The 11,695-nt window shown below is 45.5% G+C and carries 12 protein-coding genes; 1 reads left to right on the forward strand and 11 read right to left on the reverse strand.

Annotated features, from left to right (window positions below; translation table 11 throughout):
- Window positions 1–98: 98 nt before the first annotated feature.
- The 3 genes from EFA47_RS08370 to EFA47_RS08380 all read right to left on the reverse strand — a co-directional run bounded on the left by EFA47_RS08370 (window position 99) and on the right by EFA47_RS08380 (window position 2,814).
- Window positions 99–1,751, reverse strand: a complete 1,653-nt coding sequence (locus EFA47_RS08370) for a DAK2 domain-containing protein (protein WP_122642857.1) — start codon at window positions 1,749–1,751, stop codon at window positions 99–101.
- 14 nt (window positions 1,752–1,765) lie between these two features.
- On the reverse strand, window positions 1,766–2,125 hold the full coding sequence (locus tag EFA47_RS08375) for an Asp23/Gls24 family envelope stress response protein (RefSeq protein ID WP_178043459.1): 360 nt from the start codon (window positions 2,123–2,125) through the stop codon (window positions 1,766–1,768).
- Between the two features lie 71 nt (window positions 2,126–2,196).
- Complete coding sequence (locus EFA47_RS08380; protein WP_330512135.1) at window positions 2,197–2,814, reverse strand: cytidylate kinase-like family protein; 618 nt, start codon at window positions 2,812–2,814, stop codon at window positions 2,197–2,199.
- 310 nt (window positions 2,815–3,124) lie between these two features.
- On the opposite strand from EFA47_RS08380, the gene rpmB reads away from it, so the two are divergent.
- Window positions 3,125–3,310, forward strand: a complete 186-nt coding sequence (rpmB, locus tag EFA47_RS08390; protein ID WP_122642861.1) for a 50S ribosomal protein L28 — start codon at window positions 3,125–3,127, stop codon at window positions 3,308–3,310.
- Window positions 3,311–3,668: 358 nt separating this feature from the next.
- On the opposite strand, the gene EFA47_RS20270 is transcribed toward rpmB, so the two are convergent.
- The 8 genes from EFA47_RS20270 to zapA form a co-directional block, all read right to left on the reverse strand.
- The gene (locus tag EFA47_RS20270) at window positions 3,669–3,803 is read right to left on the reverse strand and encodes a hypothetical protein (RefSeq protein WP_268888465.1); all 135 of its coding nucleotides are present in this window, start codon (window positions 3,801–3,803) and stop codon (window positions 3,669–3,671) included.
- A 48-nt stretch (window positions 3,804–3,851) separates the two neighbouring features.
- Entirely contained in the window at window positions 3,852–4,268 is a 417-nt protein-coding gene (locus EFA47_RS08395) for a GerW family sporulation protein (RefSeq protein ID WP_122642862.1), read from the reverse strand.
- 85 nt (window positions 4,269–4,353) lie between these two features.
- Window positions 4,354–5,400 carry a DUF2953 domain-containing protein gene (locus tag EFA47_RS08400; RefSeq protein ID WP_122642863.1) on the reverse strand — a complete coding sequence of 349 codons (1,047 nt, stop codon included), beginning with the start codon at window positions 5,398–5,400 and terminating at the stop codon, window positions 4,354–4,356.
- Between the two features lie 5 nt (window positions 5,401–5,405).
- On the reverse strand, window positions 5,406–5,750 hold the full coding sequence (locus EFA47_RS08405) for a hypothetical protein (RefSeq protein ID WP_178043443.1): 345 nt from the start codon (window positions 5,748–5,750) through the stop codon (window positions 5,406–5,408).
- Window positions 5,751–5,771: 21 nt separating this feature from the next.
- Window positions 5,772–7,121, reverse strand: coding sequence for a peptidoglycan D,D-transpeptidase FtsI family protein (locus tag EFA47_RS08410; protein WP_164690058.1), 1,350 nt, complete (start codon window positions 7,119–7,121; stop codon window positions 5,772–5,774).
- A gap of 37 nt (window positions 7,122–7,158) precedes the next feature.
- Entirely contained in the window at window positions 7,159–8,586 is a 1,428-nt protein-coding gene (locus EFA47_RS08415) for an FtsW/RodA/SpoVE family cell cycle protein (protein ID WP_122642866.1), read from the reverse strand.
- A gap of 14 nt (window positions 8,587–8,600) precedes the next feature.
- Window positions 8,601–11,027, reverse strand: coding sequence for a U32 family peptidase (locus tag EFA47_RS08420; protein ID WP_122642867.1), 2,427 nt, complete (start codon window positions 11,025–11,027; stop codon window positions 8,601–8,603).
- Between the two features lie 211 nt (window positions 11,028–11,238).
- Window positions 11,239–11,649, reverse strand: a complete 411-nt coding sequence (zapA, locus tag EFA47_RS08425; RefSeq protein ID WP_122642868.1) for a cell division protein ZapA — start codon at window positions 11,647–11,649, stop codon at window positions 11,239–11,241.
- Window positions 11,650–11,695: the final 46 nt, after the last annotated feature.

Genomic DNA, 11,695 nt, shown 5'->3' on the forward strand with positions numbered 1-11,695 from the left:
ACACACCTGTCCTGTCACATAAATTTACCCTCAGCAGACAGAGTAGATCCCGAACGATCTCTTCTGTCCCTTTCACTGCTGAGGGTACCGCTTCTTTCTTATTCGACAGACAACACGTAATAGTAAATCGGCTGTCCTCCAAAATGTGTATCTACATCTGCATCTGGATAAAGTTCTTCCACTTCCTTTGCAAACCTCAATGCATCCTCCTCCAGGACATCCTGGCCGTAATACAGGCTGATCAGTTCCGTATCCTCGTCAGTAAGCTGGGACAGCATCTCTTTGGCAGTTCCCTCTACCGACTGTCCTACGGCCAGGATCCCGGCATCGCCGATTCCCATAATATCACCCTCGTGGATCTCTTTATCATCAATGTGGGTATCTCTCACAGCATACGTTACCTGTCCTGTCCTGACATGCTTAATCCCCTCATTCATGGCTTCCTCATTGGTATCCACATCGGCCTCAGGCATATAATTAATAATTGCCGTGATTCCCTGTGGGACTGTCCTGGTTGGAATCACAAGTATATCTTTATCTTTCGTCAATGACTGGGCCTGGTTCGCGGCTAATATGATATTCTTGTTATTGGGAAGAATAAAAATATGGTCGGCATTGACAGCATCTATTGCCGTCAGCATATCCTCGGTGCTTGGGTTCATAGTCTGGCCGCCTTCAATAATATAATCTGCACCCAGTTCCCTGAAAATCTCATTCATCCCCTCGCCAATGGAAACAGCGATAAAACCTACGCTTTTTCTAGGTTTAGCTTTTTTTTCCTCCGCTGCCTGCTTCTCCGCCTCCCGGATCAGCTTCTCCTGATGCTCCTCCCGCATATTGTCAATCTTCATCCTGGACAACTGCCCGAAAGTAAGCGCTTTCTGGATAGCCAACCCCGGGTCATTGGTGTGTACATGCACTTTTACGATATCCTCGTCCGCCACGCAGACAATGGAATCTCCGATAGATTCCAAATAAGATTTAAATTCTGTCTCATCCTTTTCTGAAAACTCTTTCTCAGCCATAATGATAAATTCCGTGCAGTACCCAAATTTAATATCTGCCTCTGCCTGCGCCCCTGGTTTTACCATCACTGTGCCTGAGCTTGCCTCTATGGCGCTGTAATCAATCTCCTTGCCCAGAAATGCGTCATAAGCGCCCTTTAAAACTTCCAGCAGCCCCTGTCCGCCGGAATCTACCACTCCAGCCTCTTTCAAAACAGGCAGCATCTCCGGCGTCTTGGAAAGTACATGTTCAGCATGTTTCAGAACATCGGGGAGAAATACTTCTAAGTCGTCAGTTATCTCCGCCATCTCTGCTGCTTTCTGTGAAATGCCTTTAGCCACTGTTAAAATGGTCCCTTCTTTAGGTTTCATGACTGCCTTGTATGCCGTTGAGCGCGCCCTCTCGCAGGCCCGGGACAGCACCTGCACATCGACTTCTTTGAAATCCCTGATTTCCTTTGTGAACCCTCTGAGAAGCTGCGAGAGGATTACACCGGAGTTTCCCCTTGCCCCCCGCAGTGACCCGGAAGATACTGCCTTAGCCAGGGCTTTCATATCCGGTTTGTCAAGGGAGCTTACCTCCTTTGCCGCAGACATAATTGTCAGCGTCATATTGGTGCCTGTGTCACCGTCCGGGACTGGAAATACATTCAGCTCATTTATAAATTCCTTTTTTGCCTCCAGATTGGCCGCCCCTGCTAAAAACATCTTTGTGAGCAGCTCTGTATTTATCGTTTTTGTTGCCACGACAAGTATCCTCCTTAATCAATCACTCTGACACCTTCGACGAAGATGTTTATTTTATCTACAGACATTCCCGTAAATTCTTCTACCTTATACTTTACATTATTCATCAGATTGTCAGAAACTGAAAGAATATTTACCCCATATGCAACAATCACATGAAAATCCAAAACCAGGACATTATCCTCAGAAATATCCACATGTATTCCGTGGGTCAGGCTCTCCTTCTTCAAAAGCCGTACAAGTCCGTCCTTCATATTCACCGCAGCCATCCCTACGATCCCAAAACATTCTACGGCCACAGAACCTGCATATTTGCCAATCACATCTGGATTAATGGTTATAATCCCAAGGTCTGTACTCATGCTACCCTTCATCATATATTCCCTCCAATTCTTAATGGATTTTCGCACAATAACACACGTATTATACTCTCTTTGCCTGAAATTTACAATACAGATTCATAAAGTGCCGCCAAAACATCCAGTATCTGCCCTTCACAGAGAGTGCTGCTGTCAAGGCATATGTCATACTGGTCCATGTCTTCCCACTTCTGGTCTGTAAAATAGTTATAGTAATATCTGCGCTGTTTATCAATCTTTTTGACCAGGGCCCCTGCTTCTCTTTCATCTATTGATGCCCTCTCCATAATCACGGATACTCGTTTTTCAAAAGGCGCATGTATGAATACACTGCGGCATCCTTCATGGCCACGCAGAATATCATTGGCACACCTGCCCACAATGATACAATCCTCTTTATCAGCCAGCTTCCTGATAATTTCCGCCTGTGTATAAAACAGCACGTCATTCATGGGTTCAAATCTGAACTGCCTGCCCATCTGGGCATCATCCTCCACAGGATATCTCCAGGGATTCGCTCTTTTTTCATCTACCTTTAAAAGCTCCTCATAAGAAATATTCTGCATTTCTCCGGCTATTTTTATTAATTCCTTATCATAATAATGAATTCCAAGCCTCTCAGATAGTTTTTTTGCAATATTATGACCGTTGCTTCCATACTGCCTGCCGATCGTAATCACCCGCCTGCCCATAGTATTCCCCACTTTCTGCCTGTTTTACAGACTGTTTTTACATAACTTCCATTTAAATTGATTTTATCATGATTTCCAGTTTCTGTGAACCACTAACCTGCAACATAGCTTTTTTTATTCCCTGGACACGCCAGCCAAATACATCACGCATGGATTTTGTACGGGGGCAGATCCATCCCCTCCCCAATGGGGCGCGGACTTTACATAAAGTTAGGTCCACGAAATAAATAACAAAAAACACTTGCATAAAAGAAAGCTTTCTGCTAAAATAACAGTGTTGTGAGTCTGTATGGACTAGTTCAGATCGTTAGGAGGTGCAGTGATGGCTAAATGTGCTATTTGTGATAAGGGTGCTCACTTCGGCAACAGTGTAAGTCACTCTCATAGAAAAACACCAAGAATGTGGAAATCTAATATAAAGTCTGTTAGAGTGAAAACAGAAGGTGGTTCAAAAAAGATGTACGTGTGTACTTCTTGCTTGAAATCAGGGCGCGTAGAACGTGCTTAATTAAAATTTAGTTGACACGGGAGTACTCACTTAAGTGGGTACTTTTTTTATTACATAGTAAATTCAACGGAATTTCCTATGTGGCCAAAGACCCTCGCGGCAGTCGCCAAATGGACATGTAAATATGTCCGCTTGGCTCGTTGCTCGCAGGAATAAAAAAAGTACTCCCTGTGCCAATACGAATTTGCACAAAGATAAAGGGTTCCAGCCATCCACCAGGGAGCCGGATTACAGGCTTGTCCTCCCTGCACTTCATGTTATAGGGTATCCCCGGGCATAGAACTACGTGCTTGAAAACAGAAAATCCCCCTATGGATTGCTTTGGGGGACTCAGGAAGTCCAGAAATCCCCCTGCATTTCACCCACAGAAGAGTTTATAACCCACAGCCAGGCAGACCAGGGTGATGATAAGTCCCATGGCATTAGGCAGTATCAACATAAAAAACATTCCGATTGCAAACCAAAGCAGCGCAAAGCCTATTACTTTTTTCATGTTCTCTCTCTTTTAGCAGGTGGTTTTATATCAGTATATGCAGAAGATTTATATCTGTGCGTCATTTTCTTTTTCCGAATCTTCAGAATTTAAAATATCCATGACATCATCCTCTGTTATCTTATCCTCTTTTTTTGTTGTGAACTTGTCAACCATATCTGGTACCAGATCCAGGATTTTTGTGATTGTATCCTGGTTTTTAATATTAACTAGTTTCGTTGACCCATTCTTAATAACAAGAACCGCACTGGGCGTCACCTTTCCGCCAAGTCCTCCCATGCCTTTTTCCTTTTTATCAGCAGATGCAGATCCTGCCCCAATCCCAAAGGAAACATCTACCAGGGGGAGAATAATTGTATCATCAATATGGATGGCCTCCCCCACCACAGTTTTCGAAGAAATAATACCATCCATCCCCTGAAAGAGCGCTTCCACGGTTGACTTAAAATTGTTTGCTTCTGCCATAACTGAATCCTCCTTATATCACATCTGTATAATTTTGCTCTGCTTCTCTGCCCTGCTGGCAGTACAATTTATCTAAATAAAACTCTTACCATTGGAACGCCCTGATATGGGCAAAGGTTGTCCTTACGTGCCTGTTCCATACCAGATTCCATATAATAACCACTGCATAGAGGCCCCGTATGTGGCCGCATATCTGAATCTCCCCTTTGAGAACTCTATGTTCAAAATCTGGCCGGATCTCTGTGCGGCCTCCTAGATAAGGGTATAATATACTGAGAAAGGCGAGTACCCTGCCGGTAAGGCAGGGATCTTCAAACCCAAACAGGAGATTTGCCTGTAATTTCCGCGGTTTTAAGAAAGCCAAAATTCGTTTTAGTTCTATGAGTACTGCCCCAAATGCGGTTCTGTGCGCCTCGTCAGTTATGAATTCTTTTATTTTATCTTTTTTCCCGGACAATGATTTTATATTATCACACAATTTTTGAAAAGTATATTTTATCTTTCTAAATATCTGCCGGATCCTGGCCTTTATCCCATGAGGCCGTCCCTGCCCTGTGTCCCGGCTGTTCCCATTTTTTTCTTTCTGGCCTTTTTGTGCTGCACATGGCTTTCCTTTATCAGGGGAGGGCTTTTCTTTTCTATCTGCCCTCTCTTGTTTTTGGCTGTTCATCCGCCCCCCACCGGATTCCTCTGCAGCCTCTGGCTGCCTCTCTATGGCTGCGGGGGCCTGTCTCTCCCTATTTACGCTATCAATATCCTCCTTTATAGCGGAGGCCTTTTTTTCCTGCATACTGGAGATATCCGTTTCTTCCTTTGCTTCCCCAGGATCCTCTTTTGATGCGCTCTTTGCCCTCTTTCCCTGTTCCATTCCCGAACCGTAGCTTTTCCAGGCAATGCGGATATTCCAGTAGGTCTTTTGCTCTTTGTATAGGATATGCCCGCCTACCAGATGGAACAGCCAGGAAAAATGAAATGCTGCGCACACGGAATCCACAGTCCCTTTGCAGGAGGCTTCCGCCTTATATCTGAGGGGCACAAAAACCACAACACAAACCAGCAATACGATTAAGCCAAGTATTGCAAGCAGCATCCAACCTATAATTTTCAGAATTAGCAGGATTATATGTAACATCCGTTTTACACTCTGCCTTCCTCATATTCTCTCTGGCGCTTTAGAATATACTCCCGTATATCTGTTTCCCCGGTTTCGCTGTAGACATCTTCTGCGATGTGCTCCACCAGGCCCACAGCCCCATCGTATCCATCTGCTATCCCTACTACAAACAATGGTGTATTCTCATATACATGCTGTCTTAAAAGAACCGAGGAATAAAATTCCAAATGATTCTGTTCTCCCTGGGCCAGCGTAATAATATAGACAAAAGGCTGCAGGCTGTTTGATGCCAGTTTCTTCATAATTTTCTTTTTTTTCTTTTCCAATGCTTCACTGATATATATATCACAGTAGTAAGTAATCTGCATGATTTTCACCATCAGCCAAAATTAATAATAATAAGAATCCAATATCTGTTTGGCGATAGGCACAGACTTTGCACCTGCATCTCCATCATAGCCTTCTATGATTACACTGATAACCAGTTCAGGGTTATCCACATTTGTAAATCCCATAAACCAGGAATGTGTCTTTTCACCGTCATCCAAGCTATACTCAGCGGTTCCCGTCTTGCCGGCCACAGTATATGACTGGCCGCTCATCATAGTGGCCGTCCCCTCGTCCACTACGGCTCTCATATATTCTTTGAGCTGTGCGGCCTCATCTGAGGACATAAGTTTCCTATAACTTTTCGGTACATTGGTCCGTATTTCTGAACCCGTATAATTTGTCACTTTTTCCACCAGGTAAGGTTCCATCAAGGTTCCCCCATTCGCAATGGCGGATGTGATCAGGGCCATATGGTACGGACTCACCAAGGTCTCCCCCTGTCCCATTGCTGTCATCATCATCTCTGCGCTGGTGGAATCCTCCTGAACCCTAAACGAGCTTTTAGAATAATCCAGCACAGAAGGAAGCTTTTTGTTAAAAAGGAGCTCTTCTGCAGTCTCTCTATAGGAAGTTTTGTTCAGTGACAGCCCTATATTCGCGAAGGAGGCATTACATGAATTTGCCATGGAACTTCTCAGATCTTCCAGTCCGTGGACTGTGTTGTCAAAGCAGCGTATTGTTGTGCCATCCACAGTTATTTCACCAAAACATTCATAATTATAGCTTGAGTAATCGCTGTGTTCTCTCATATATTCAAGGGCAGTCACCACCTTAAAGGTAGACCCAGGCGCATATTGGCCCTGGGTCGCCCGATTCAGCATTGGGCTGTTTGTATCGTCAGCATTCAGGGCCGCCCAGTCCGCCTCCACAGTATTAGGGTCAAAGGTGGGATTTGACACCATAGATAAGATTTTCCCAGTGCCTGCTTCCATCACAACAACGGCCCCTTTGTTGGCTCCCAGCGCATTATAAGCAGCCTGCTGAAGATCCGCATCCAATGTGGTGACCACTGTATCCCCCATATTTTTTTCATCTTTAAACTCATTCATCAGCTTTTCCACAAAAAAGGCATTAGAAGTCAGCAGTTCAAAGTTTTCCACGGATTCTAACCCACTTTTTCCTGTAGATGGGTAACTATAGCCAACAACATGGGCAAAGGCTGCCCCGTACGGATAGCTGCGTGTCTCGCTTCCATCTTCCCCTACGCTTGTCTGGGCCAGCACATTTCCATTTCTGTCCACAATGCTGCCCCGGATGACCCGGTCCGCAAATGCATCCTGCCGTTCATTGTAAGGACTATTTACAATAGTCTTTGCCCGCACAATGTTGAAATATACAATATAAGACATCAAAGCAAGAAACAGTGTGACAAATAGGTATGTCACCCTAGCGAACTCTTTGTTTCGGAACTTCTTCGAACGCTGGCTTTTTCTTTTGCCTGCGCTGGCCGGACGGCCTCCCTGCCGGCTCACTTCTTCGAAATTCTCTCTCTCTTCTCTTCTCAATAATTTCTTCCTCGTCTTCCCTTAAAATATACAGGCCCTGTATAATCCCGAACATAATCATCGTGCTGAGCATAGAACTGCCCCCATAGCTTACCAGGGGCAATGTCACTCCCGTGGAGGGGATGAATTTTGTAACTCCGCCGATTGTAAGGAACACCTGGAAAATATAGCAAGTCCCAAGGCCAAGGGCAATTAACTTATAAAACTGGTTCCTGATTGCCATGGCAATATTCAGAAACATGACATAGCAGCTTACACATACCAATATCAGGCAAAGGGCAAAAATTAGTCCCATTTCTTCAGATATGGCAGAAAAAATAAAATCCTCCTCTGCCACCGGAATACTGTCTGGCAGTCCCTGATAAAGTCCCATCCCAAACCAGCTGCCTGTCCCTATTGCAAAGAGGGACTGGGCTACCTGATATCCGCCCTCGCTGTAGGATGCAAAAGGATCCTGCCAGGCTGAGACCCTGACTTTAATATGATAAAACAGATGATAGGCAATCACGGCTGCCACACTGCCTCCCCCAATTCCTGCCAGGGCATATAAAGGCTGCCTTGTTGCCACATAAAGCATAACAAGATAAACTACAAACATAATCAATGCCGCGCCCAGGTCTGTTGAAATAACAAGAATCAGCACATGAAGTGCGGCGACTGCCGTGGTAATAACCACATTCTTAAACGAGGTGGATTTATTCAGGCTCGCGGCCACATAAAATACAAAAAGAATTTTTACAAACTCCGATGGCTGTATGCCAAATCCTGCGATAGTAAACCCCAGTTTTGCCCCGTCTGAAAACTGTCCCAGAACTGCCACGGCCCCCAGGGCCGCCACTCCGATCCCTGCATAGATATATGTCCAGTCTTTCAGGCACCGCAGCTTACGGATGACCACAGGGACCACAAGCCCAACGGCAGTCCCCAGGACTGCAAAAATAAATTGTTTCACAGCCTTTGTATATGTCAGCCTCGTGATAATAATAAAACCAATGCTCAGCAGCATGCACATATTATTCACAATCAGCCGTGACACTTTCGGATATATAATCCGGTAAAGAACAAGGACTGCAACAAGCAGAATGACCTGGGCCAGATAGAACAGCATCAGCTTCTTCTCCTTCACCTGCAGGTACATGACAAGATATGCAGTGAACTGGATTAAGAACATCAGCACATTCTGCCGGATCAGGATCCATTTCTTATCCTCCTCATAAGTCCGGGCAAATATGGAAAAACATGAGAATGTATATACTGCCATCAGTATAATCATAACATATTTTGATAATTCTACTACTATATTAACCACTTCTTCACCTGCCTCTAAGTTATACCACGTTTAAAATGCCCTCTGGTAAATTCCATGCCATAGTCTTGCCCGCCAGTGCCACCTTTGCCTTCCCACATATTCTCATATAGAGCGAGGATACGGCCTGCCTCCTGCCTGTCCTCCACAGTCAGATGGATCCTGAACCCTGCCGGCGTAAGTCCTGTCAAAGCCTCCCTCTCATCCAGAAGGAATAAAGGTACTGTATTATATACGACATTATAGCAAAAGCTGCAGTAACTGCGTACAGGAAAAGTTTTTTGGTACCTGTCCTGTATCTCTGTCACTTTCGTTTTTCCCCGGCATCCCTCTGTTGTTTTTACAATGCACTGTGCAGACACCATCACAGGCTGCCTGCCGTAAACCGTCAGCTCTGCACAGCTGATATCCAGATTTCCAAGCTCCTGCATATTCAGCTCCGCAGGAGCTGTAAAAGCTGTGATCCCCTGCCCAAGCCAGAACTGTTTGGCATATTTATTAAATACATATAGATTATGGTCCAATATGAGTTTCTTGTCAAACCGATGTTTTGTCAAAAAATGTAGGCTTTCATAATTTCTAACCAACGCCCCATCCAATCCAAAGTCCAGAAGGGCCTGGTACTGCGCAGAAAAATAAGATACTGCATCCTGCCTGAAAATATGGGGCATGGCCAAAAAAATTTCTTTGCCCTGGCCGCGCAGTTCCCTGCATATGTGCCTGAGGCTTTTATCTGAAAGGAAATTCTCAGTCATACTGCTGTCCACATACACTCTCCTGACTGCAGGAAATTTGCCGGCCTCCAGAAGCTGGTCCATGGTTTCCGCAAGGACAGAAAGATAGGCCGGGCCCTCTGCACGGCTTATGCCTGGGATGACCCCTGGTGAGAATATCTTTTCCCCTTCAGGCATGGCTCCCTTTTCCCTTCTGAACTGTGCCTGTATTTTCTCGGACAAACGTACCAGTGCAAGCCGCCTCATCTCATTCACCTGCTGCATAGGGAGAAACCCCTTTCCCACTGCCACAATCTCTAAATCACAAAATGTAAAATCTGTATTTCCAGTTTTCATGAGCCCACGGCGGATACTCTCCTCATCCAGGGGCCTGTTTTTCGCCTGCTGTACTTCCCCTGCAGTGACAGACACAGACACTGTATCCGTACTGACAGACAGGCTGGCCGGTTCTCCCACTGCCATAGTAAACCTGCCGGTTATAGGCTCCTGGATTGGTTTGCCGAGAAGCCTTTTTTCTATATAGTCTAACAAATACTGGCTGCGGATGCGGAAAAGGACACTGCCCTTTTTTAATATCTTCCCTTTGGGGAGGAGTATCCTCACCTGGCTGCCTGACGGCACGCCCTTTCCAAAAGTATAATTGTCCCTGGACTGATCTTTTGAACCGGGAAGGGCCAGGTTTATTACATCCCCTTTGTGAATCTCCTTAAGGGCCATGCCTGTCATTTCACGGCCATTTTGGGAGAGCACTTTTATAAGGGCCGTCCCGGCATGTCCTGGCTGTTTTAAAGATATCATATCCGGCCCGTTATGCTGTAGGTAGTACCCGCTGCTAAACCCGCCGCGGTTGTAAATATCCATCAGCATCTCCCTGTCCTGCCTATCTACATAAAAAGATTCTTTTGTTCCATTCACGTACAGATCTGTATATTTCCGGTACATATATGTGACAAGGGCCACATATTCTGGCTTCTTCATGCGTCCCTCAATCTTGAATGAGTCAATCCCAGCCTCAGCCATCTCAGGTATGATATCCAGCGTACAAATATCCTTCAGGCTCATTAAGTAGGATGTCCTGCCTCCCGCCTTAAAGGGCAGACGGCATGTCTGGGCACACTGGCCTCTGTTCCCGCTCCTGCCGCCGATTAAGCTGCTCATCAGACACTGTCCAGAATAACAATAGCAAAGCGCCCCATGGACGAAGCATTCAACTTCCAGTCCTGTATTCTCTGAGATCTCACGGACCTCCCCCAGGGAAAGCTCTCTGGCCGGCACCACCCTCTCGACGCCCTGCTGCTCCAAAAACTCAGCTCCTACTGCATTTGTGATTGTCATCTGGGTACTGGCATGTAGGGAAAGTCCTGGGAAATGCTTCCTGATATAGGCAAGTACACCTATATCCTGCACAATGGCGGCATCCAGGCCCTGCCGGTATAAAGGTTCCAGATATCCATAAAGCATATCCAGCTCCCTGTCTTTTAAAAGTGTGTTTACTGTCAGATAAAACCTCCTGCCGTGCAGGTGGGCATAATCAATTGCCTCCAGGAGCTGACCTTCTGTAAAATTATCTGCAAAGGCCCTCGCACCAAAATAAGGGCCGCCTGCATACACTGCATCCGCCCCTGCTGCAATGGCTGCCTTAAAGCTCTCATATGAACCCGCCGGCGCCAATATTTCTATTTTCCTTTTTCCTGCCTTACCCCTAATCAACCTTGCTCCTCCATACGTCTCTTAAAGCCGGCGCCAAAGCGCATCTGCAGGCCCTATGTTGCTGCCTGCAATACAGTCAAGCCTATCCCTCCCCTTATCCTGTATGAAAAATTATTCTGCTGCAACCCGGCTGCCACCACATAAAGCACATTACAGCACAGGGGCCATAAGGCCTCTCTATGCTATAAAGCTGTCTGCAGGCAGCGCGTCCTTACTTTCTGCGATTCTTCATCTCAGTCTCCAGTTTTACAATCTGCATCTGAAGATCGTTATTCTCTTCCTTCATCTTCGCCAGTTCTTTCTCTGCATTCTCCAGCTTAATCTGCACAGATATCAGCTCGTGCTTCAGATCATACATCTCTTTATCTTTCAGTTCGATATCATTTTCCAGGGAATCACCCTGTTTTTTTGCCTTAAAATAGTCGTCTGCAATGTTCAGAGCAAGGAGCACATTACGGGTATCGGCACTCTGTTTTCGGTACCCTTCACTGTTGGTACATTCTGTAATTTTATGGTTCAGATAGGAAGAAACTTTTTGAAGATACTCTTCACCCTCAAATCCGCTCAGTGTATAGACTTTTCCTCCGATTAAAACTTCCGTGAAATGTTTTGCTGAACTCATAGCATCCTCCTCGCGTTTCTTACCTGTTATTATAAACTATATGAAA

This window comes from Luxibacter massiliensis (assembly GCF_900604355.1).
Lineage (GTDB): Bacteria > Bacillota > Clostridia > Lachnospirales > Lachnospiraceae > Luxibacter > Luxibacter massiliensis.